At 61.4% G+C, this 20,749-nt stretch carries 23 protein-coding genes; 12 read left to right on the forward strand and 11 right to left on the reverse strand.

Annotation, left to right across the window (positions count from 1 at the left end):
- Positions 1 to 72: 72 nt before the first annotated feature.
- The gene (locus NJU76_RS05925; RefSeq protein WP_254531868.1) at positions 73 to 948 is read right to left on the reverse strand and encodes a bacteriorhodopsin; all 876 of its coding nucleotides are present in this window, start codon (positions 946 to 948) and stop codon (positions 73 to 75) included.
- Between the two features lie 246 nt (positions 949 to 1,194).
- Complete coding sequence (locus tag NJU76_RS05930; RefSeq protein ID WP_254531869.1) at positions 1,195 to 1,920, reverse strand: bacteriorhodopsin; 726 nt, start codon at positions 1,918 to 1,920, stop codon at positions 1,195 to 1,197.
- 165 nt (positions 1,921 to 2,085) lie between these two features.
- On the opposite strand from NJU76_RS05930, the gene NJU76_RS05935 reads away from it, so the two are divergent.
- Together NJU76_RS05935 and NJU76_RS05940 are read left to right on the forward strand one after the other, a co-directional pair.
- Positions 2,086 to 2,694, forward strand: coding sequence for a hypothetical protein (locus NJU76_RS05935; RefSeq protein ID WP_254531870.1), 609 nt, complete (start codon positions 2,086 to 2,088; stop codon positions 2,692 to 2,694).
- Positions 2,695 to 2,848: 154 nt separating this feature from the next.
- On the forward strand, positions 2,849 to 3,778 hold the full coding sequence (locus NJU76_RS05940) for an NAD+ synthase (protein WP_254531871.1): 930 nt from the start codon (positions 2,849 to 2,851) through the stop codon (positions 3,776 to 3,778).
- A gap of 95 nt (positions 3,779 to 3,873) precedes the next feature.
- Here NJU76_RS05940 and NJU76_RS05945 read toward each other — a convergent pair whose 3' ends face one another.
- Positions 3,874 to 4,287, reverse strand: coding sequence for a hypothetical protein (locus NJU76_RS05945; RefSeq protein WP_254531872.1), 414 nt, complete (start codon positions 4,285 to 4,287; stop codon positions 3,874 to 3,876).
- A 46-nt stretch (positions 4,288 to 4,333) separates the two neighbouring features.
- The gene (locus NJU76_RS05950; RefSeq protein WP_254531873.1) at positions 4,334 to 4,627 is read right to left on the reverse strand and encodes a winged helix-turn-helix transcriptional regulator; all 294 of its coding nucleotides are present in this window, start codon (positions 4,625 to 4,627) and stop codon (positions 4,334 to 4,336) included.
- 265 nt (positions 4,628 to 4,892) lie between these two features.
- On the opposite strand from NJU76_RS05950, the gene NJU76_RS05955 reads away from it, so the two are divergent.
- On the forward strand, positions 4,893 to 5,210 hold the full coding sequence (locus NJU76_RS05955) for an EMC6-like membrane protein (RefSeq protein ID WP_254532586.1): 318 nt from the start codon (positions 4,893 to 4,895) through the stop codon (positions 5,208 to 5,210).
- A 1-nt stretch (position 5,211) separates the two neighbouring features.
- The gene (locus NJU76_RS05960; protein WP_254531874.1) at positions 5,212 to 7,026 is read left to right on the forward strand and encodes a ribosome biogenesis/translation initiation ATPase RLI; all 1,815 of its coding nucleotides are present in this window, start codon (positions 5,212 to 5,214) and stop codon (positions 7,024 to 7,026) included.
- A gap of 17 nt (positions 7,027 to 7,043) precedes the next feature.
- Here NJU76_RS05960 and NJU76_RS05965 read toward each other — a convergent pair whose 3' ends face one another.
- Positions 7,044 to 7,565: an archaemetzincin family Zn-dependent metalloprotease gene (locus NJU76_RS05965; RefSeq protein WP_254531875.1), complete on the reverse strand. Its 522-nt coding sequence runs from the start codon at positions 7,563 to 7,565 to the stop codon at positions 7,044 to 7,046.
- Between the two features lie 39 nt (positions 7,566 to 7,604).
- On the opposite strand from NJU76_RS05965, the gene NJU76_RS05970 reads away from it, so the two are divergent.
- The 3 genes from NJU76_RS05970 (at position 7,605) to NJU76_RS05980 (ending at position 9,759) form a co-directional block, all read left to right on the forward strand.
- Entirely contained in the window at positions 7,605 to 8,009 is a 405-nt protein-coding gene (locus NJU76_RS05970; RefSeq protein ID WP_254531876.1) for a UPF0146 family protein, read from the forward strand.
- A 103-nt stretch (positions 8,010 to 8,112) separates the two neighbouring features.
- A complete protein-coding gene (locus NJU76_RS05975; protein WP_254531877.1) occupies positions 8,113 to 8,742 on the forward strand; it encodes a DUF3267 domain-containing protein in 630 nt (209 codons plus the stop codon).
- Between the two features lie 135 nt (positions 8,743 to 8,877).
- Positions 8,878 to 9,759: a TIGR01548 family HAD-type hydrolase gene (locus NJU76_RS05980; RefSeq protein WP_254531878.1), complete on the forward strand. Its 882-nt coding sequence runs from the start codon at positions 8,878 to 8,880 to the stop codon at positions 9,757 to 9,759.
- 152 nt (positions 9,760 to 9,911) lie between these two features.
- Here the strand turns inward: NJU76_RS05980 and NJU76_RS05985 are convergent, their stop codons facing one another.
- Positions 9,912 to 10,361: a response regulator gene (locus tag NJU76_RS05985; RefSeq protein ID WP_254531879.1), complete on the reverse strand. Its 450-nt coding sequence runs from the start codon at positions 10,359 to 10,361 to the stop codon at positions 9,912 to 9,914.
- 158 nt (positions 10,362 to 10,519) lie between these two features.
- Here NJU76_RS05985 and NJU76_RS05990 point away from each other — a divergent pair, with 158 nt between their 5' ends.
- From NJU76_RS05990 to NJU76_RS06005, 4 genes are all read left to right on the forward strand, one after another.
- On the forward strand, positions 10,520 to 10,726 hold the full coding sequence (locus tag NJU76_RS05990) for a hypothetical protein (protein WP_254531880.1): 207 nt from the start codon (positions 10,520 to 10,522) through the stop codon (positions 10,724 to 10,726).
- 112 nt (positions 10,727 to 10,838) lie between these two features.
- The gene (locus NJU76_RS05995) at positions 10,839 to 12,500 is read left to right on the forward strand and encodes an acetate--CoA ligase (RefSeq protein WP_254531881.1); all 1,662 of its coding nucleotides are present in this window, start codon (positions 10,839 to 10,841) and stop codon (positions 12,498 to 12,500) included.
- Positions 12,501 to 12,591: 91 nt separating this feature from the next.
- Positions 12,592 to 13,011 (forward strand): universal stress protein, encoded by a 420-nt coding sequence (locus tag NJU76_RS06000; protein WP_254531882.1) that lies wholly within the window; start codon positions 12,592 to 12,594, stop codon positions 13,009 to 13,011.
- A 209-nt stretch (positions 13,012 to 13,220) separates the two neighbouring features.
- Positions 13,221 to 14,039: a GNAT family N-acetyltransferase gene (locus NJU76_RS06005; RefSeq protein ID WP_254531883.1), complete on the forward strand. Its 819-nt coding sequence runs from the start codon at positions 13,221 to 13,223 to the stop codon at positions 14,037 to 14,039.
- A 61-nt stretch (positions 14,040 to 14,100) separates the two neighbouring features.
- Here the strand turns inward: NJU76_RS06005 and NJU76_RS06010 are convergent, their stop codons facing one another.
- The 5 genes from NJU76_RS06010 to NJU76_RS06030 form a co-directional block, all read right to left on the reverse strand.
- Complete coding sequence (locus NJU76_RS06010; protein ID WP_254531884.1) at positions 14,101 to 14,544, reverse strand: DUF2391 family protein; 444 nt, start codon at positions 14,542 to 14,544, stop codon at positions 14,101 to 14,103.
- Positions 14,545 to 14,633: 89 nt separating this feature from the next.
- Positions 14,634 to 15,374 carry a hypothetical protein gene (locus tag NJU76_RS06015; protein WP_254531885.1) on the reverse strand — a complete coding sequence of 247 codons (741 nt, stop codon included), beginning with the start codon at positions 15,372 to 15,374 and terminating at the stop codon, positions 14,634 to 14,636.
- A 46-nt stretch (positions 15,375 to 15,420) separates the two neighbouring features.
- Entirely contained in the window at positions 15,421 to 16,812 is a 1,392-nt protein-coding gene (locus NJU76_RS06020) for a sodium:calcium antiporter (RefSeq protein WP_254531886.1), read from the reverse strand.
- A gap of 77 nt (positions 16,813 to 16,889) precedes the next feature.
- Entirely contained in the window at positions 16,890 to 17,558 is a 669-nt protein-coding gene (locus NJU76_RS06025; protein WP_254531887.1) for an AIM24 family protein, read from the reverse strand.
- A 103-nt stretch (positions 17,559 to 17,661) separates the two neighbouring features.
- A complete protein-coding gene (locus NJU76_RS06030) occupies positions 17,662 to 19,257 on the reverse strand; it encodes a GMC family oxidoreductase (RefSeq protein ID WP_254531888.1) in 1,596 nt (531 codons plus the stop codon).
- A 352-nt stretch (positions 19,258 to 19,609) separates the two neighbouring features.
- Here NJU76_RS06030 and NJU76_RS06035 point away from each other — a divergent pair, with 352 nt between their 5' ends.
- Positions 19,610 to 20,605: an LEA/WHy family protein gene (locus tag NJU76_RS06035; RefSeq protein WP_254531889.1), complete on the forward strand. Its 996-nt coding sequence runs from the start codon at positions 19,610 to 19,612 to the stop codon at positions 20,603 to 20,605.
- Positions 20,606 to 20,749 lie beyond the last annotated feature (144 nt).

A 20,749-nucleotide genomic window follows, 5' to 3' on the forward strand; every position in this document is an offset into this window, starting at 1 on the left:
GAATTCGCCATCGGGACGCCTGCCGACGGGGCCGTGGGGCTCGAGTGTCGAAACGGTCCTGGAGCATCCGGTTCAATCGTCAGACGACGCCAACCCCGGGATGCTTGCGCCGTAGTCCGTGCCGCCGGTGATCGTATCCGGTTCGTCGACGACGTAAGACATGGCAACGAACGTGACTATATATTTTGTGACGATATCGAGAATGCTGTAGCCCCACGAGGTGACCGCGACACCCACGATAGCGAATCCTTCGACGCCGAGCGCCCAGAGAATCGGATAGCCGAACCAGCCGACGACGGTGAGGAGCTTGAGTGTGCGAAACAGATCACCCGTTCCGCTTCGCTCCGCCTCAGCGGTCCAGTCGACGAGAATAACGTACACGATCACGAGGAAGAAGATCGAACCAAGCACGAACCACCACCAGCGAAGCAACAGCGAGGATGTGGTCAGTGCGGCCGCCAGGCCGGTGATACACATTGCGATCGTAAACGCACAGGTCGTGAGAATCTTCGTCCAATTCGACCCGGCGATCATCCCGAGCGCGATCAAGATGAACGGCGTGGAGAACGTCCACGTGAGATATCGGCCCCACATCGCGAGAATGCCGTCCTCGCCGGCTGTCGTCGTACCTGCTGCCGGATGGCCCGCAGGCATTTCGATGACGCTCAGGGTCAATCCCGACGTGAGTCCCGTGTAACTCGAGATCGAAACGACCGAGATCAACATCAAGGCGGTCGCGATCGCCTTTGATCGGGGATCGGCCATGTTTCGTCCAAGATAGGCGATCCCGAGGATCGTAATACCGGCGAGAGCGATATTGAGAACGAACGACAACGCGAGCAGGGTATTGTCACCGCCGAAGACGTACTCGAACAACTCCGCGTCGGTCGCCCCGTTTTGCAGAGCGACGTGGACTGGCCGAAATCCGACTGTGACTAGTGACTGCATCGATACTGATTACGTCAATCTCGTAATACATAAACGGGTTTCCAGCCCGATACGGAGACTCATGGCCGTTGAGCCATAAGCGTCGTAGAGAGTCTACTGGCGATGACGATCGATCGGCGGATGTACACCTAGCGTGACCGGTAGACAGCCAGTCGAGTTGTCGGTTCGGTCGGCAGACGGTCGACGGATTCAGCGATGTGCCGAGTGATCCGGAAGACGACAGTCAGGAGAGGATACTGGTGCGCTTCAGGTCGGTGTTGCGATCGGTGTGGTCGCCCGTTCCAGGACGGCGCGACTCCGGAGCAGAAGGACGCCGAAACCGACTTTCGCCGAGAGGTCGAGGACCATGAACGCGGCGGTCTCCCAGTACAGCGGAAGAATGCCGAAGGTGCCCTCGGTTCCGAGAAGCCAGACGACCGGGTAGAGCAGCCAGAGAGCGATGAGCAGGTTTCGCAGGGTGCCAAACAGCGAGGCTACTTCCGAGGAGCGAGTTCGAGCAGTCTCGGAAAGCGTTCCAACGAGGACGTACAGGAGGACGAGTAGGGCACCGGTGCTAATACCCCACCAGGCGATTCGGGTAGCCGGTGTCGTCGCGAATGCCGCGATCGTGCCGGTTCCGATCATGAATACGTCGAGACCGAGTAACGTTGCAACAGTATTGCGATCAGCGCCCGCCAACAGCGAGAGGTCGAGCAGCAACAGCGGCGTCGTGAAGATCCAGTCGGCATATCGCGCCCAGTAAATCGTGAGTCCCTCGTCGCCGACGGTGATCTCGGTGACGCCGAAGCCCGTCGCCATCGCGAAGTACATCGCGGCGGCGATGGTCGTCACGAATATCGTGATGATGTAGAACTCCTGCATCTTCGGGTCACGCACACCGCGTCCCTGGCCGATGAAGTAGAGCGTTCCGAGCGTCATCCCGATCGTTCCGATCCACAGCCACAGGGATTCTGGACCGACTGGAGTGGCCATACCCATTACCAATACCACTGCGATAAATATGGTAATCCATACCAGATCTGAATGTGCCTCGAGAACGTATCTCACGACGAATGATAGCTGAAGAAATCGGAGTGTATATCCCGACGCTTCGTCTTCGAACACCTGATCCCGAACGCCGATCACGACATCGAATCGATGAGCTCAACTGATCCGACCGATCCGATTGCAGATGCACTCCTCGGCGAATCGACGTACGAAAGACTTCGAGTACAACGGTATGCGCTGATCAAACGCCGGATTCCCCGGAAACTCGCCTGGCAAAGCGGTCTGTTGTGTGTTCTCGCGCTTATCGTTCCGATCACCGCCACGTATCCGTCCTCGGTCCGGGCAGTATTCCCGGGTGGCGACCCGCTGTGGTCGTCGCCGCTCGTTTTGTGGGTGGGCGTATGGGCTGGAGGCATCCAGTTGGGAACGGCGACGTGTCTCGTCGCCGTCTCGATCGCTCGCCATCGTCGGGAACCGGGATTATCGAAGTCACAAGCACACACGCTCTTGAACATCGAGGACGTCGCATCGATGTTCGGACTCGCGACCGGTGGGTTCGCCATTTTGCTCACCGTCGGATTCTTCCTGCTCGGACACGCCGGAATCGAGACAGTCGAGGCGGTTATCGAATCCGCGCCACAAGACCCGTACGAACAGACTGTGATCTCAGTCCCCGTCGTCGCCGTCGGCACAGCGGCCGCGGTAAGTTCCTGTGTGCTCTATCTACTCAGTCGATATCTCGCGCTCGAGTCTCCCTGACGCACGACGGGAACCTGCTGGTCCGTCGTCGCAGTGGCGGCCGAAGTAATCGTACGTGTCGACATAGCAGATATCTCATCTAGTTGTTTAAGGAAAAGCCATAAATGTAGTGCGAATGTTCCAAAATGCTGTGAAATGGTTGTGATGACACAGTATGAATGCTGATGTCGATGCCGATAGTGAAACCCGTGCTGACACAGGAAATACTGCGGATCCCAGGGCCTTCGTGACGAGCAGAAGAGAACTTGAAGCGGTTCGCGACTGGATCGTCGCCGACGTGCGGACGGCGGTCGCCGACGCTGGCGCCGACGGCGTGGTCGTCGCGATGAGCGGCGGGGTCGACTCGACGCTGACGACGGCGCTCGCGGTCGAAGCGGTGGGGAACGACCGCGTCCTCGGGTTGGGACTTCTCGCCCGCAAGACAGAGCAGGCCCACGTCAGTGACGCCCAAACGATTGCGGACGGGCTGGGAATCGAATACGAAGAAATCCAGTTACGGCCGCTCATCGAGGCGTTCGAGACGACGGTCGCACGCGGACTCGAATCTCCGACCGACCGCGAGGATCGGCCGAACGAACGCAATCACGAGATCGGAAACGTGACCGCCCGATTACGAATGGCAACCGCGTACTACGCGGCGAACTACCGGTCACGGCTCGTCCTCGGCACCGCTAACCGTTCCGAGTGGCTGCTCGGGTACTTCACGAAGTATGGGGACGGCGCTGCCGACACCTATCCGATCGGGGACCTCTACAAGACGGAGGTCCGAGCGCTCGCAAAACACGTCGGACTCCCCCGACGGGTCATCACGAAAGAGCCGACCGCGGGGTTCTGGGCGACGCAGACCGATGCCAAGGAACTCGGCGCACGGTACGACGTCATCGATCCACTACTGACCCGACTCGTCGACGACGGTCGCCCGCTCGAGGAGGCAATCACCGACCTCAAGATCGACCCCGAGACGGCCAGCGAAATCGCCTCGAGGTATGCTGCGACGGCCCACAAACGGACGATACCGCCGACACCGGGAATCAGTGGCTGTGCCGAGAGCCGAGCGTTCGACGGGGCGAACGGACTCGAGTAAGTCCAGCGATCCGCTGTGCAACTCGCAACGTGTCGATGGGTGTCGTCCGACGCTCGACCGCGACTCTGTTCCACGGCGGGCCCCAGAGAACGACCTCACCGGTCAGATTCGCCGGCGTACAGCTCCGGATTGCGCCACCAGAAGAGCCCCCAGGAGAGCAGAAACCCGCCAGCCATCGCGATGATGTCCAGGAGAAACGTGGGGAGGCCTAGCCCGGTGGTCACGACGAGCGTCATCGCAGCTCCCAGTGCGGCCCCCGTGACGACGAACAGGACGTCACCGAAGACTCGCGCTCGCGAATGGTTCCAATAGTGCTGTCGGTCCTCGTCGTACCAGATCCCCACGTAAATCACCACCGGAGACATCATCGTGATCACCGTGACTGCACGGTACGAATCGGGGAACACGGTCGGAACCAGGACGAAGACGTTGAGTAAATTGGCCACCAGCGTCGCGACGAACAATCCGGCCATGAGCCATCCCCATCGCGGTATCCGCTCTTTATCCATATCGGGGACGGTCACCGCGAGAAAATAATTCTGCCGCTCCGCGACGTTATTCTGCGCAGCAGGCGTCCTTTTTCGGAGCCTCCTCGACGCCGTTTCCGTCGGCCGCGACTGGGTCCTCGAGCCGATACAGGCTCTGGCGAGCATCAGCAAAGTAGATATCCTCGTCGACGATGCCGATTTCCTCGAGTCGCTCGAGTGCGTACCGGACCGTCCGGGCCGAGAGCATAGATTCCTCGACGATCTGTTTTTGTGTCAGCGGCCCATCGTACTCGAGAACCTTGAAAACGAGTTTCGCACTGGGTGGCAAGTCTACTATCTCTTCCCCGTCGGTCTCTTCCATGTTACGAATCGAAAGGCCCCAGGAGTATAAAAGTTGAGCCTTACCCCTCAGCTACTAGTGACAAATTACGTCGTTATTCGTTTTGTAAATTGTACTCTGAGCAGTTGCACGGTCGGATATGAATCTCGAGGATGAGGGGACGAAACAGGTCAGATCGAGCGATACTCTGGATCGAAGTGAGGATAGCCTCGAGTATACTGAGTACGAAGGAGACGCCCTCGAGGAATGCGAACGCCTTTTTAGCACCCGTCCCGCACGTTCTTCCATGTCGACCGAATCGATCAGTGACCGACGCGAACACATCCGTTCGGTCAGCGTGACCGCCATGTCCGCGCTCCTGGGCGTCGGCGCGGCGCTCGCCTCTGCGACCTGGGTCGGGACGACCACTGCGGCAGCCCAGAGCACGCAGGCGCTCGCGTTTGTCCTCGGTGCGATTCTCGTTCAATATCTCCTCATCAACGCCTCGGGGATCTACGGGGAAGACGAGTTCGGGACGAAACACTATCTGTTCGTCGCGTTCATGACCTTCGCGCTGTGGTTCGTCACCTGGGGCATCCTGCTCACCTCGGAGGCTACGGGCTAACATGGCCGACGACAGCATCGCCGTCGTAGACCTAGACCGATGTCAACCCGACCGGTGTAACTACGAGTGCAAAAACTACTGTCCGCCGAACCGAACCGGCAAGGAATGTATCACCCTCCGCGGCGAGGACGCCGACGAGGGTCAACCCGAACAGATCCACATCTCCGAAGAGATCTGTCTGGGAGAGACCTGTGGAATCTGCGTCGAGAAGTGCCCGTTCGACGCCATCGAGATCATCAACCTCCCGAAGGAACTCCAGGACGATCCCGCCCACCGCTACGGCGAGAACGCATTCTCGCTGTACGGCCTTCCTGCGCCGCAGGAAGGCCGGGTGACCGGCATCCTGGGCCCCAACGGAATCGGGAAGACGACCGCCGTTCGGATCCTCGCGGGCGAACTCGAGCCGAACCTCGGCCGCTACGAGGAGTCGCCGGGATGGGACGAGGTACTCGAGGCCTATCGCGGAACGGAACTCCAGGACTACATCGCGGACGTCCGCGAGGGCGACGTCACGGTGGCGCGAAAGCCACAGTACGTCGACCAGATACCGAACACCTTCGACGGTAACACGCGTCAGCTGCTCGAGCGGACGAACGAGCGCGGTGCGTTAGACGACCTGGTCGAGCGCCTCTCGATCGAACCGGTCATGGAACAATCGATCGACGACCTCTCCGGCGGCGAACTCCAGCGAGTCGCCATCGCGGCCACGCTGGCCCGCGATACGGACTTTTACTTCCTCGACGAAATCACGCCGTATCTCGACATCGGCCAGCGCGTGACCGCCGCGCGATTGATCCGAGAACTCGCCGAAGAGGAAGGGAAGTCGATGCTCGTCGTCGAACACGACCTGGCGATCCTCGACCTGCTCGCCGATACGCTGCACGTAGCCTACGGTGAACCGGGTGCGTACGGCGTCATCACATCCCCGAAATCCGTCCGTAACGGCATCAACGAGTATCTCTCCGGCTATCTCGACAACGAGAACATGCGGATCCGTCCGAACCCAATCCAATTCGAGGAACACGCGCCCCGAACCGAGACGCACGGGGACGCGCTCGTCGAGTACCCTGTTCTCACCAAGAGCTACGGCGACGGCGAATTCAGCCTCGAGGTCGAAGCCGGCCAGATTCGCGAAAACGAGGTACTCGGGATCGTCGGCCCGAACGGGATCGGGAAGTCGACGTTCGCGAAACTATTGACCGGCAATCTGACGCCAGACGAAGGGGACGCCGATCTCGATCTCGAAATTTCCTACAAGCCACAGTACGTCACGATCGACCAGCCCATGCGGGTCGACGCGTTCCTCTCGTCGATCACCGATCAGTTCGGCTCGTCGTACTGGAACACCGAAATCGCCCAGCCGCTCCAGTTGGAGCGGATCATGGAGCAGAACCTCTCGGATCTCTCCGGCGGCGAGCGCCAGCGGGTCGCGATCGCGGCCTGTCTCTCCGATTCTGCCGACCTCTACGTGCTCGACGAACCCTCGGCACACCTGGACGTCGAACAGCGGGTGCAGGCCACGAAGGCGATCCGTCGCTACGCGGAACAGCAAGACGCCACCGTGATGGTCATCGATCACGACATCTACATGATCGACCTGCTCGCGGATCGACTGATGGTCTTCGACGGCGAACCTGCCGTTCGTGGTCGCGCAGGCAAGCCACAACCGATGCGCGACGGTATGAACGAGTTCCTCGCGAACCTCGAGGTCACGTTCCGCCGGGACGAGCGCACCTCTCGCCCGCGTATCAACAAACCTGAGTCCCAACTGGATCGCCAGCAGAAAAGCGAGGGCGAGTACTATTACGCACCCTGAACCGGAAGCCGTGTCGATTATCTGACCAGCCGCTGACAACTCCCACAGAGGTTCTCTTCTTTGATATCGACTTCGCGAACCGTCGGCGAGAAGTTCATCACGCAGCGGTTGTTATCACAGTGCTCGAGTCCGTAAGTGTGGCCAATCTCGTGGACGATTTCCTTGCGGACGCGGTCTTCGAAGATGTCGGCGGCGCTCCGGTTCGAGAAGCCGCCGTCACTCGAGGTCTGGAGGCGGTACGTGGAGACGACGCTCCCGCTGCCGTCGAGATACGCGAGGCCGAAGACGTAGTTTCGTCGTCGATAAAAGAGGTCGTGCGGGGTAATGGCGATGTTTTTTTCGCCGCGCCCGACCCGCTCGGCCAACTGAATGAATGTTTCGGCGGAGTACTGGTTCCGGTCGGAATCGAAGGCGCCGTTGGGGACCGACTGCGAGTCGTTGACCGACACGTCGCAGTCGTAGACCGATCGCAACGCTGTGGAGGCCGCCCGCTTGACCGTAGCGGAAACGTTGCCGACCGGGACGATATCGACGAGCATAGCAAGGGCTATGCCGGCGGACGGCATAAACGTCCCGCCGTGGTACACTTTCGCCGGGATTTCGATTCGATGGTCGAATATCTCGCCGGCTACGAGCGAGTGATCGAGATTGGAATCGGCTACCGAACGGACCTGGCTCAGGCGCTGGCGGAACAGGGGGTTTCGGTGACGGCGACTGACGTTTACGATCGCGACGTTCCGTCGGTGGTGCAGTTCGTTCACGACGACGTCGTCGACCCCGATTCGTCGATCTACGCCGATGCTGACGCGGTGTACGCCCGAAATTTGCCACCGGAACTTCACCGGCCGGCACTCGCAGTGGCGCGGGACGCCGACGCCGACTTCCTGTTTACGACGCTCGGCGGCGATCAACCATCGATCCCAGTCGAGCGGAAGACGATTCGAACGGGTACGCTATACGTCACACGAGCACGCCGAAAGTAACACCCTTCGACGCTCGAGCACGTCGGAGGCGACAGGTGAACTCGATCCGAGAGCGATCGATCGGCTCGAATGTATTATCCGGTCGTGGAACGTTTCGGTACTCGTGAACGCGGACGTCGTCACCTATGCTGTCGTAGCCGTGATCGCCGTCGTCGGTCTGACGGCGATGACCGTCGGTATCGCCAGCCTCCTCTGGTTCGCAGTCCGACTCTTTTCGGTGCCGGGCGTCGTCGTCCACGAGTTCGCTCACAAGTGGGCCTGTGATCTCGTCGGCGTCACCGTCCTCGAGATCGCGTACTTCCGGTTCGGAGATCCGCCGGGATACGTCCGCCACGTCCAGCCTGACCGGTATCGGAAGGTGTTCGTCGTCAGCGTTGCCCCGTTTCTGATCAACACGGGGAGCGCTTTCTGTCTCTTCCTCGGTCTCGCAACGCTCCTCGAGACGACAGGCGGTATTCGGACGGCGACGAGCGGGCAGCTTGCCATCGCCGGCGTCCTCTGCTGGTTCGCGCTTTCGATCGGGATGTATGCGTTTCCGAGCACGGGAGACGCGAACAGCCTCTGGAACCGCTCGCGAGCCGAGTGGCGGCGGTCGCCGACGGTGTTGCTCGGCGTCCCCGTCGTCGTCGTGATCTACGTCGCGAATCTGCTTTCGCGGCTGTGGGCAGACACACTCTACGCGCTGGGAATCGGGCTTGTGGCGTTCTCTATCGTCGGTCCGACCGGGATGTGATACCCCAATCTCGGCCGGCTCGACCACGTCGTCGAAAGCCCCACCGCAAGCGGGTGGACGAAACGGAGGGGAGCGAACGCGGAGCGCGCAGCGCAAACGGTTGGTCTTTATCCTCCGCGACACATCCGACCGAGTATGAACGCAGACGCCGTCGTCCTGGATATCGACGGAGTGCTCGTCGACGTCGCAGACTCCTACCGGCGAGCGATCGTCGAATCCGTCGAAGCCGTCTACGACCGGACGATCCGTAAGACCGACATTCAGGAGTTCAAGGACGCAGGCGGATTCAACAACGACTGGGAGCTGACGTACGCGGTCGCGCTCTACGTGTTGGCGACCGAAGAAGGGTACGGTGACTCGATCGCGGCGTTCACCGACAAAATCGGTGCCGCGGGCGGCGGTCTCGAGGCGGCCGAAACTGTCGTTCGCGAGTCGATCGGCGCGCGAGCGGCCCAGCGAGTGACCGAGCAGTGGGATCGCTCGCGCCTGCGAGACGTCTTCCAGCAACTGTATCTGGGGGACGAACTCTACCGCGGACTCGAGGACGGGAAACCGGACCTCGAGCGCGAAACGCCGGGGTTCATCCACGACGAGCCCGTGTTGCTCGAACCAGAGGCGCGAGACCGATTGCTCGATCGCTACGACGTCGGGGTCCTGACGGGCCGGCCGGAAGCCGAAGCCGAGATCGCCCTCGATCGCGTGGGACTCGGTGACGCGATTCCGGCCGATCATCGCTTCACGATGGACGACTGGAAGGAAGGCAAACCGAATCCGCGGGCGCTGCGGATCCTCGCAGAACGGTTCGACGCCGACTCGGTCGTCTTCGTCGGCGATACGTTAGACGACGTCCGAACAGCCGTCAACGCGAGCGAAACCGGTTCCCGACGTGACTACCACGGCATCGGCGTCCTGACTGGCGGGCTGACCGGCAAGGAGGGACGACAGAAGTACGAACGGGAAGGCGCAGCGGCGGTGCTCGAGTCCGTCAACGCCGTGCCGAACCTGCTCGAGTCGTAGTCGCGGACGGTGACCGACGTGGTCGAATCGGATACCAGAAGTCGAAGGACGTGATTGGATTACGGTCACGAAAAGTGAGAGATGGCAGTTCGAGCGGATGTGATTCGGATTTCTGGGGATCGATCGGCGCATCCGTCGTTCACGCGGATCGGTTACGATTGATCGTTGGGGAGTCGGACGAAGGTGAGCCAGAAGTCTTCGAACGAGCGGCCGAGTTGAATGAATTCGTCGGCTTCGACCGGTTTCTGGACGTAGGCGTTCGCGTAGAGGTCGTACGACCGGGCGATGTCTTCTTCGGACGACGAACTAGTCATAACGATCACAGGAATTGAGCGGAGCGCCGGTTCGGACTTGAGTTCCGATAAGACGTCGGCGCCGCTGACGCCGGGCAGTTGAAAGTCGAGCAGGATCATATCCGGGCGGGGGCTGTCCGCGTGATCGCCACGCTGGTAGACGAAATCGAGGGCGGATTCGCCGTCGGTGACAGTATACATATCGCTGGCGATATTCGCATCTTTGAACGATTCGGCGAAGAGACGCGCATCGCCAGGATTGGGTTCGACGAGGAGGATAGTAACGGCGTTCTCGATGGAGGGAGACATACCCTTGTTTCGGGACGAGACAAGAAGAATCGTACGGGTTTTCGACCCACAGATGCTCGACTGTGTACCGATGCCGACCCACGCGATATTCCGGTAGAGAGGACAGAGCAACGGAACGGCAGTTATATCGGGACAGGAACACCATAGGCCAGACGGGTATGGCAGATTCCGAGATGACCGTCAACGTCGACGTCGAGGTGGAAGTGGACTCCGACGAACTCGAGCTCGAAGTCGGAGACAAGCGCGAGTTCGAGGGCGAACTCAAGGCCGACGGCCTGACTATCGAAGTCGAGGCGGAGGTCGAGGTCGAAGGCGAAGACGAAGAAAACGAAGAGGAAGAAGCGGAGGACGAAGAGGAAGAGTGACCTGACGCGGTGCATTCGTCCAGCAAGTGTGAGTCGAGTGGAACCCTTGAGCAGTTTATGATTTCTCGAGCGTGTCGAAAAACGCTATGTGTTGGTCCCGAAAGGCGGAGGCATGAGCTGGACGGTAATGCCATCATTCGAGGATTACGAGACGGCCCGTGAAGGATTTTCGTGGGACCTCCCCGATGAGTACAACCCAGCCGTCGACTTCCTCCGGAAACACGACGATACGAGTCGGACGGCGCTCCGATACGAGAGCCCCGACGGCGCCCTCGAAACCTATTCGTTCGACGATCTCGACGAGCGGTCCGATCGCCTCGCAGCGGCGCTGGCTGACCTCGGCGTGGAAGCGGGTGACCGAGTGGGTGTCGTCGTCCCACAGAAACCCCAGAACCCGCTGACGCACCTCGCAAATTGGAAGCTCGGTGCAGTGTCGGTGCCGCTTACGGTTCTCTTCGGTCGCGATGCACTCCAGTACCGGCTCAGAGACAGCGAAGCCATAGCGGTCGTCGTCGATTCGAGCGTCCGGGAGACGATCGACGAAATCCGCGACGAATGTCCGGCGCTCAAGGCCGTGATCGAACTCGGTGACGGTGATTCGGTAGCGGGTGGGGCACACGCCTTCGACGACCTCGTCGCGGACTCCGAACCCGGAATCGACGTCGCCGACGCGACGCCGGAGACACCGTCAGCGATCATGTATACGAGTGGATCGACCGGCCCGCCGAAGGGAGTGCGCCACAGTCACGCGCTCTGGCTCGGTCGGGCCGCCGCAGCGTTCAACTACTTCGATCAGGATCTGGTAGAGGGTCGGGCCACACTGTGGACACCGGCCGATTGGGCGTGGGGGGCGGCCCTCGGCGGGACCCTCTTCGCGGCGTGGCATCACGGCTGTACGATCGTCGGCTGGCCTCGCGATGGGTTCGATCCCGTGGACGCCTACGAGCTCGTGGAACGCCACGACGTTACGCACGCGTTCATGCCCCCGACCGCGCTCCGGATGCTGATGGACGTCGGCGATCCCGAGGACCGATACGATCTTTCGCTCGAGACGTTCGCCTCGGCCGGCGAGCCGCTCACCTCGGAGGTCGTCGAGTGGGTCGAGTCGACGTTCGAGGACGTCGCGATCAACGAGTTTTACGGCCAGACCGAACTCAATCTCGTCGTCGGAAACGTCGAAAACTGGTTCGACACGCGACCGGGCAGCATGGGGAAACCGCTCCCCGGCTACGAGGTCGCGGTACTCGATCCGGAAACGCACGAACGCAACGCGTGCGGCGAGGTCGGCGAACTCGCCGTGAAGCCGGGCGACCGCCGCGTCTTCTTCGGCGAGTACCACGGATTGCCCGAAAAGACGGCGACGAAGCAACTCGAGGACGGATGGTTCCTGACCGACGACCTCGTCGAACGCGACGAGGACGGCTACTGCTGGTTCGTCTCCCGGGCCGACGACGTCATCCTCACTAGCGGCTATCGCGTCGGTCCGATGGAAGTCGAAGACGCGATCCTCACCCACGACGCCGTCGAACAGGCGGGTGTGGTCGGCGTTCCAGACGACACCCGCGGCGAAGCGATCAAGGCGTTCGTCGAGCCTGCCTCCGAGAAATACGACCCCGACCGGCTTCGCGAGGAGATCCGCGAACTGGTCCGTGACCGGTTGGCCGAATACGAGTATCCACAACACATCGAGTTCGTCGAGACGCTGCCGACCACGACGACCGGCAAGATACGGCGTCGCACCCTGCGCGACAACGAAGTAAACGACGGCGAGTGACGCGCGTCAGGCCGTGATCCGGCGGCGAATCGCTTGCGGGACGGCGGGGGTCAGAATCAGTTTTATTGTGCCTCATCGCGAACGTCAGGGCATGTATCGTGTGTTACTGCCCGTCGACACCAACGAGGACCGCGCACGGGCACAGGCCAACTACGTCACGTCGCTACCGAACGCCGCCGAATCGGTCGAAGTCTACCTTCTATTCGTCTTCACCGAGGAGAGCGAGGACCTGCCCAAGGAGTTCGAGACGTTCAAGTCCGCCTCTCGGATCGGCTCCGTTCGACGCGCACAAGAAGCCATCGAAACCGCCGGCATCGACGTCACGATCCTCGAGGATAGCGGCGACACCGAAGCGGACATTCTCGAGGAAGCCGAGACCTACGACGTCGACTCGATCGTCCTCGGCGGCCGGAAGCGCTCGCCCGTTGGGAAAGCGATCTTCGGCAGTACGACACAGAGCGTCATTCTCAAGTCTGATCGACCGGTGGTCGTCACCGGCGGCGAAGAGTAGCTGCGCACGGCGGTCTTCGTGCGACCATCCAGACGACGGCGACTCATGCTATCGGGCACTCCGATCGAACTGCACGTCGGAGGACAGCGTGGTGATTCCCCGAAATCGGCCGGCGACACGTTCACCAGTTCCAGACGGCAATCGCGACTCGTCCTACCGCTTGTTTCCGCCGGCAGCCACTTTATCCGAATCGATGCCCTGTGTCCGATATGGAAATTCGGGAGCCGGACCCGGATGAATCAGAGCGGATTCGGGAGGTCGTCGACAGTTCGATGACAACCTCGTTCAGGCTGAGTCCGGGACAGATCGACGCGGTGACCGACGAGCAGTTCGCCGACGACGCCGTCGCCGAACGGCTCGAGGACGAGAAGGCCGTGCTTCGCGTCGCCGAAACGGCCGCGGAAATCGAGGGTAAAACGATCGCCGGGTTCGTCGAGGGACGCCTCGAGAACGAGTGGGGAGAGGTGAACTGGCTGTTCGTCGATCCGGAACACCGCGGTAGGGGAATCGGGACGGAACTCTACGAGACGGTGACCGAAACGCTGCGCGACCGCGGTGCCGACCGGATCTGCGTCACCGTCCTCGAAGCCAACACCGAGGGTCACGGGTTCGTCGAACGGTTCGGTCTCGAACACGAGGACGACCGTCGGGTCGACATCGCCGACGAGTCCCTGGTAAAGTACGTGTATACGGATCCCGACGTCGACGCCGATCTCCCCGGCGAGTCGGGCAGGGAGGACGCGGCCGAGGAATCGTTTCCCGAAACGGAGACGATCGACGGAACGCTGACGACGACCGACGACGACGAAACGATCTACATCGATCGCGACGAGAATGAATCCGGGACCGCGGCGTCGTTCTTCGCCACGTACGAGGACGAGGCCCTCACGGACCAGTACGGGTTCTACTGCGCGAACTGCGGCTCGCTAGACATTTCGATGGACAACATGAATCGGCTCGAGTGTGCGAACTGCGGGAACTCCCACGCGGAGCGGTCCGGCGAATCGTACGATGACTCGTATCTCTGACCGACGCCGCCGCGACGACCCCGAGCCGAAGCGCGGTCGCAGTTCGAAGATGGTCGCGTCCTCACTTGGCGAAGATACTGTCAGCGGTCGCCGCGCCGACGACGCTGAAAACAGCCCCGACGCTGATGGCCTTGAAGGTCGTCATCGCGATTGCCTCGGTGGAATCGTCCTCGAGGAAGGTCTCGGGAGCACCGAACAGGAGCGCGAGGACGGTGACCGAGCCGAAAGTGACCAGCATCAGGGAGATGAACCGGATTGGGATCCCGGCAACCTCCTGTTCCTCCTCGGCCTCGCGGGTCGTATCGGCCTTGTACAGCGCCGCGTACCCGATGGCGAATACGACGGCAACGGTGCCGACCGCCTGTGCGTTGTGCATGTTACCCGCGAGCGTCCAGACCTCTTCCGTGACGACGAACGGACCCGCGAGCAGGAACCCCCCGACGATCTGCTGTGCCGAGTCCGCCAACCGGAATTCGGGCGGGCGGCGCGGTCGTCGAAGTTTCATGGCGGAAGATACCAGCGGAGGGCTAAAATACTCCCGTTCGAACGACTCTGACCGTCTTCACGCGGCTGTGACTGGCAGAGAACGACCACTTAGACGAGTGACAGAAGCGCGGCGTAGCCCACTGCTCCGACAGCGAAGGCCCAGAATCGGCTCTCGCGATCCGACGGCAGTTCCTCTTTAATTACGTTGAGGACGACGCCACCGGACAGGAACGGAACGAACACCGCGACGAGGAGTTCGGTCCCCTCGAGTGCGTAGCCGCCCGCGAATCCGGCGATCACGGCCCCCGACAGTATCCATCGTCCCTGACGGTTGTAGACTCGTCCGTGGTGGTCGCGGAGGCCGTCGTCCGTCACGACGAAGTGAAGCGCCATCGCGAAGACGAAGAGGCCGATATTGCCGAGTTCGCGGTCCCACAGGAGGGAGCCGATGATCGCGTTATACGCGGCAAACGATCCGAGGTGGATCCAGAAGAGACCCGTTGGCGATGTCTCACCGGGCCGGTCGGCGACGGTATTCGTCTGTCTGGCGAGATGGTCGAGGCCGTAGAAGACGACGAACCCCGAAAGTGCGATCAGATAGCCGTATCGTTCAGCGAACGCCGACGAGTTCCCGTGGCGCTGGATCGTCGTCGCGGCGTCGTGGATTTCGGGCAGGAGATGGACGAACACGTACGCGACCGAAATACCGCCCGCAGCGGACAGCCACCTGCTCCGCGGAATTCGACCGCCCACGCCCAGTCGACCGGCGAAGAAATGCACCAGTGCGAGGACGGTCGCGTACACGAGAAGGATCCCGACGGACGGACCCGCTGGTTCCATCTGACCCATCGGCGGGGCCTACGCGACGAACGGATATGTCTGTTGGCCGACCGACTCAATCGTTCGTGCTTCGCGGCCGATCGCCGCCGATCGGCATCGCCTCGCCGACCGTCCCCGCGGTTCGGTGAAGGAGACGGCGGAACGACCCCCATCGACGGACGAACAGCACGACGCCCAGTACAATGTAGATGGCCGTGTAGATGAGCAACAACTCGGTACTCGAGACCGGCAGCGCCACGTACTCGCGGATGATGGCGAATTCGAGGAGGACCTGCGAGAGGAACAGGCCGAGCAGCGCGAGCGCTTCCCTGACGGAGATCTGAAACCGGAGCAGGAGTGCGATGGCGAAAAACGACTGCGCGGCGGTCAGCCAGATCTCCGCGGATTGCTTGAAGTCGAACGCGAGGACGCCGTACCGGCCGAGCGCGAGGGAGTGGACGACGACGAGCGTCCCGATGAGCAGCGTCCATTGATTGAGTTTCGAGGAGATGAGCGCATTGAAGCCCGCCGTCGAGCGCGCCTTGTTCACCAGGTAGACGACGACGATGAGTTCCGGCGATTCGGACGCGAGCGGCGCGATCCACTGGATCATGAAGAACGAGGGGATACCGACGCCCTGACCGAGTTCTTCGAGGCCGTGTGCGAAGGGTTCGACGGCCGTAAAGATCATCACGCCGGCGTAGGCGAAGAGGAAGAGAACGGTCGCGACTCGTCGTCCCCGTGGGAACTGCTGTAAGTACGCCGGCACGCCGACGTGTTGCGTCTCGGATTCGGCCTCGCCGCGGAGGATGACCGCGATGTAGAGGACGTAGAGACCGACGAGAATCAGCATATCGAGGATATCGATGCCGCCGCTGAGCGGGACCAGAAACGCCCAGACCGTTGCGGCGAGCAGGAACACGACCTCGAGGCTGATATCGCGATCGAGGACGACGACGTCGGCGAGGAATCCGGGCCGCGATTCCACGGCGGGATCGGACGACGAGCCTCGCCGAAAGATCGTAAAGAGGGCGATCCCGGCCCAGCCGATGCCGATGAGGATCCGATTCGCGCCGGTCATGTTGGCGACCGCGAGGTTCCCCGCTTCTGTTCCGCGTGGGGTTCCCGCGAACACGCCCGCGTTCCACGCGTAGAGGGCGTCGACGGCGTATTCGGGGGCGACCGCCAGGACGGCGAGGACGGCGATCGCGAACGCGCGGGGAACGTCCTTCTCGGCCGTTTCAGCGGCCCACGCGAGGAGGAATGAGGCACCGAGAACGGCGAGGCCCGTCACGATCACCGTCCCGAGCGTCGATAGCGATTGGAACACCGCCGGGACTCGGTACCCGAGTCCGGGGACGACGGCGGTCGCATACTGCGGGAGAAGAGACGTCGAGGCCCAGACGACGACCCAAGGGAGTGTCAATGCCAGTGCGATCGAAATGGGGGCAAGCGCTCGTCGTCTCATGGGGATCTCTAAAGATGCGTACCAGCCGAACGGCCATACATGATACGATACGACGCAAGTATCCTGCTACTGTCCTGTTATTGCTGTGGCGCGAGTTCCTCGTAGGGCTGGACGACCACGAAGCCCTCGGAGCCGGAGAAATCGAGCTGATACGTCTCGTCGGAGGACGAGCCGATCATGTTCGAAAGGGTTTTGTCGGCGTAGCTGCCCGGGGAGAGAGATCCGCTCCAAGCGACGGTCGCGCTGGGGTCCGTTCGGACCGGCGGCTGCAATACCAGCGGATCACCATGGGTGGTGATTGCGATCGTGCCCGGTCCGGAGAGGAAGACGTTGGTCATACCGCCGGCCGTGAACCCCGCGATGCTCTTCATCGTTCGGACTTCGTAGTTCACGCTCGCCTCGAACGCGAGGACATCGTTTCCGTTGACCGATATCTCTTCGCCTGCGTCGAGTTCGATGATCTGGACCTCCTTTCCCTGATCGGCAACGTAGAGGTGACCGGTACCGGTTGCTTCCATCACATCCGTCCCTTCACCCGTCGCCTTCTCCTTTAAAAACCCCGTAATCCCACCCTCTGCTGAGGACTTCCCGGTGAACGATATGTCACCGCTGTAGGCGACCATCGATCCGGTCTTCGTCGTTACGGACCCCTCGAGATCGATGTCGAGTAGCTTTCCGTTTTCGAGTTGAAACGATTCGCCGCCTTCTTTCGGTTCGTTTGCGTTGACAAATTCGTCGACGTTCATGATATACCGAGCCGGAGAACGGCTCTATCGCCCCGGTTGGGATGGAGGTATCAAATAAGTACGCATAGATAACATTTCACCTCCTGAAATTGACGGATATCGATCATACCTCGTTCCGGATGAAATCCGCCGCTTTCTCGGCGATCATCGTCGTCGGTGCATCCGTGTTTCCGCTCGTGATCGTCGGCATCACCGACGCGTCGACGACGCGCAGCCCGTCGAGCCCGCGGACGCGGAGTCGGTCGTCGACGACGGCCATGTCGTCGTCGCCCATCTTGCAGGTACCGACGGGGTGGTACAGCGTTTCGGCGGTCTCGCGAATGTGTTCGATAAGGGCCTCGTCGCTTTGAACGTCCGAACCCGGGAGCAGTTCCTCCCCGCGGTACTCGTCGAACGGGTCGGCCTGCATGATATCGCGGACCAGTTTGATTCCCGCGAGCAACACCTCGAGGTCGTTGCCTTCGGACAGGTACCGTGGCTCGATGGACGGCTCGTCGAAAGGGTCGGCCGAGCGGAGCGTAATCCGTCCGCGGCTCTCGGGTCGAAGTTGGAGCACGCTCAGGGAGAACCCATGGCCCTCGGGGTTCTCGAATCCGTGTTCGATGAAATGTGCGGGAGCGAAGTGAAACTGAACGTCCGGAGTGTCGGCGTTCTCTGAGACGGTCGCGAACCCACCGGCCTCCCCAACGTTCGACGTCAACGGTCCCCGCTGTCGCACCAGGAATTTGAGGAGGTTCCACAGCGAGTCCGCGTCATCGAGGGTGATCGATTTCTCGCATTCGTAGCCGACGCCCGCCTGCAGGTGATCCTGCAGATTTCGCCCGACACCGGAGAGGTCCTCGACGACGGTGATATCGTGTTCGGCGAGGTGGTCGGCTGGACCGACGCCGGAACACAAGAGGAGTTGCGGTGAGTTGATGGCCCCGGCCGACAGGATGACTTCCTCGGCCGCGTCGACCGTCGAGGAGGTGCCGTCGTCATCGTCACGCGCGTACGCAACGCCGACGGCCTCCTGACCGTCGAATCGAACCCGCGTCACTCGCGCGCCGGTCACCGCAGTCAGATTGGGTCGATCCAGCACCGGTTTCAGGTACGCGTCAGCAGCACTGTGGCGACGGCCGTCCTCCTGTGTTACCTGATAGAATCCGACCCCCTCCTGATCGCCAGCGTTGAAATCCCCGTTGCGTGGCAGTCCCACCGCCTGCCCGGCCTCGACGAACGCTTCACTGAGTTCGTTCCGCGACTGGAGGTCGGCGACGTTCCGCGGGCCGCTAATAGCGTGGTAGTCAGAGGGACCACGTTCGTTGTCCTCCGCCCGCATGAAGTACGGCAACACATCCTCGTACCCCCAGCCCTCGTTCCCTAACTCGGCCCAGTGATCGTAGTCCACGGGCTGACCCCGGATGTAGATCATCGCGTTGATTGAACTCGAGCCCCCGAGGGTCTTCCCGCGCGGCCAGTAGAGTTCCCGGTCGTGCAGTTCCGACTGAGGGTCGGTGTGATAGTTCCAGTCGACCCCCGACTGGAACAGTTCCGAGAACGCCGCCGGAATACCAATTTCGCGCTTCTCGTCAGGCTCTCCCGCCTCGAGCAACAGCACCTCGGTATCGGCGTCGGCCGACAGTCTGTTCGCGAGGACGCACCCCGCCGGTCCCGCACCCACGATGACGTAATCGTACGATCGTCTTCCCCCCGACATGATACTGCATGCCATTGTAGCGAACCGTTATAATAGTTAGTTTCACAGAAAGGCGACACGAGGAGTATCGGCCAAACGCTGGAATCGACCCCGAGTAACACCCGTGTCCGTCCTCGCCGAACGCCGATGTTCGTTCCGTCCCTCGAGACGAAACAAGTCGACAGCGGTGCGATTCTCGAGGGCGACGAACGAAAAAGGACTGACCACAGGCTCGGTCGTCGATGCTCGTGGTTCCGACGGAAACCGCACGAACGGCGATCCGTACTTCAAGAACCTGAACGTGTAACGCGACGATGGAACGTCGGTCGGATGGAACCTGCAGTAAATGGTTCGTCGCAGAACGTGGCTGGTAATGCTCGTCGTAGTCGCGCTGATCGGCGCAACCGCGGCTTACGGCGTTCTCGCAGTCGGTCGACCGCAGGTCGAATCGGTCGACAGCAAGTGGGGGACCGTCACGACCGAACGGACCGAAGTCGAAACCCGGATCACTGTCGACGATCCCCTGTTGCTCCGTCTCGGCGATTCCGCGGCGGACGTATCGTATGTGGTTTCGATGAACGATATCGAGGTCGCGACGGAGCGGGAGAACCGCGTGAAACTCGACGGCAACGATAGCACCGTCACCGTCTCGACGTGGCTAGACAACGACGACATTCCGGCCTGGTGGGCCTCACACGTCAACAGAAACGAAACCACGACGGTGCGAGTCGACCCCGACGTCGGGATCACCTACGTCGGGATCCAACTCTCGACAACGGAGTTGACCCGAACACGAACCGTTCGGACGAATCTACTCGAGCCCTTACGGACGAACGAGACTCAACAGGTTCAGGCCGGCGGCCAAACGGTGTTCGTCGTCAATGAGACGAACGCGCAGTGGGGCACCGCCACGAGCAACCGATCGCCGATCGACGCGTCGGCGACGGTCACGAACCCGGCACCGGTTCCGGTGCCGATCACGGAAATCGGGTACACGGTCCGACTGAACGGTATCGTCGTCGGTCAGGGCGTCGCCGCCCGACAAACTGTGATTCCACCGGGCAGTACACGAACACTCGATGTGAACGCAACGATCGACAACTCGAGGCTCGACGAGTGGTGGACCACACACGTTCGGAACAACGAAACGTCGACGTTGACGGTCGAGTTCGACGCGACCCTCGAGTACGGTGGCGTGACGCGGACTCTCCCGCTCGACGTTCTCTCGTACGAGCGAACGTTCGAGACGGACCTGTTCGGCAATGGGACCAACGAGACGAGCAGTACGTCTCGGAGCCAGGAGTCGACTCGGAACCGGTTCCGGGCCGTCCGAAACGAGCCTCCGTTCGGCCGGAGACCGCATGGGTAGCTGCGGTTTCGCATCACCGAAACGATTGGGGACTCACAGGGACAGTGCGAGGGAGGGAATCGACGAGTGTCAGGTTCGAAGCGAACGCGACCGTTCGAACCAAATGCAGCAATAGTACGATCTCAGAGAGGGAACAATCGAATA

It is taken from the genome of Natrinema gelatinilyticum (genome assembly GCF_024266705.1).
In the GTDB taxonomy this organism is placed as follows: domain Archaea; phylum Halobacteriota; class Halobacteria; order Halobacteriales; family Natrialbaceae; genus Natrinema; species Natrinema gelatinilyticum.

Coding starts and splice junctions, on each gene's coding strand:
- NJU76_RS06000 (WP_254531882.1), top strand. CDS start 12,592: ATGTATCGTGTGTTACTGCCCGTCGACACCAACGAGGACCGCGCACGG.
- NJU76_RS05965 (WP_254531875.1), bottom strand. CDS start 7,565: ATGCTCGTCGATATCGTCCCGGTCGGCAACGTTTCCGCTACGGTCAAG.
- NJU76_RS05925 (WP_254531868.1), bottom strand. CDS start 948: ATGCAGTCACTAGTCACAGTCGGATTTCGGCCAGTCCACGTCGCTCTG.
- NJU76_RS06025 (WP_254531887.1), bottom strand. CDS start 17,558: ATGAACGTCGACGAATTTGTCAACGCAAACGAACCGAAAGAAGGCGGC.
- NJU76_RS06035 (WP_254531889.1), top strand. CDS start 19,610: ATGCTCGTCGTAGTCGCGCTGATCGGCGCAACCGCGGCTTACGGCGTT.
- NJU76_RS06030 (WP_254531888.1), bottom strand. CDS start 19,257: ATGTCGGGGGGAAGACGATCGTACGATTACGTCATCGTGGGTGCGGGA.
- NJU76_RS05960 (WP_254531874.1), top strand. CDS start 5,212: ATGGCCGACGACAGCATCGCCGTCGTAGACCTAGACCGATGTCAACCC.
- NJU76_RS05955 (WP_254532586.1), top strand. CDS start 4,893: ATGTCGACCGAATCGATCAGTGACCGACGCGAACACATCCGTTCGGTC.
- NJU76_RS05990 (WP_254531880.1), top strand. CDS start 10,520: ATGGCAGATTCCGAGATGACCGTCAACGTCGACGTCGAGGTGGAAGTG.
- NJU76_RS05935 (WP_254531870.1), top strand. CDS start 2,086: ATGAGCTCAACTGATCCGACCGATCCGATTGCAGATGCACTCCTCGGC.
- NJU76_RS06020 (WP_254531886.1), bottom strand. CDS start 16,812: ATGAGACGACGAGCGCTTGCCCCCATTTCGATCGCACTGGCATTGACA.
- NJU76_RS05995 (WP_254531881.1), top strand. CDS start 10,839: ATGAGCTGGACGGTAATGCCATCATTCGAGGATTACGAGACGGCCCGT.
- NJU76_RS06005 (WP_254531883.1), top strand. CDS start 13,221: ATGGAAATTCGGGAGCCGGACCCGGATGAATCAGAGCGGATTCGGGAG.
- NJU76_RS05980 (WP_254531878.1), top strand. CDS start 8,878: ATGAACGCAGACGCCGTCGTCCTGGATATCGACGGAGTGCTCGTCGAC.
- NJU76_RS05945 (WP_254531872.1), bottom strand. CDS start 4,287: ATGGATAAAGAGCGGATACCGCGATGGGGATGGCTCATGGCCGGATTG.
- NJU76_RS05930 (WP_254531869.1), bottom strand. CDS start 1,920: ATGGCCACTCCAGTCGGTCCAGAATCCCTGTGGCTGTGGATCGGAACG.
- NJU76_RS06010 (WP_254531884.1), bottom strand. CDS start 14,544: ATGAAACTTCGACGACCGCGCCGCCCGCCCGAATTCCGGTTGGCGGAC.
- NJU76_RS05950 (WP_254531873.1), bottom strand. CDS start 4,627: ATGGAAGAGACCGACGGGGAAGAGATAGTAGACTTGCCACCCAGTGCG.
- NJU76_RS05940 (WP_254531871.1), top strand. CDS start 2,849: ATGAATGCTGATGTCGATGCCGATAGTGAAACCCGTGCTGACACAGGA.
- NJU76_RS06015 (WP_254531885.1), bottom strand. CDS start 15,374: ATGGGTCAGATGGAACCAGCGGGTCCGTCCGTCGGGATCCTTCTCGTG.
- NJU76_RS05985 (WP_254531879.1), bottom strand. CDS start 10,361: ATGTCTCCCTCCATCGAGAACGCCGTTACTATCCTCCTCGTCGAACCC.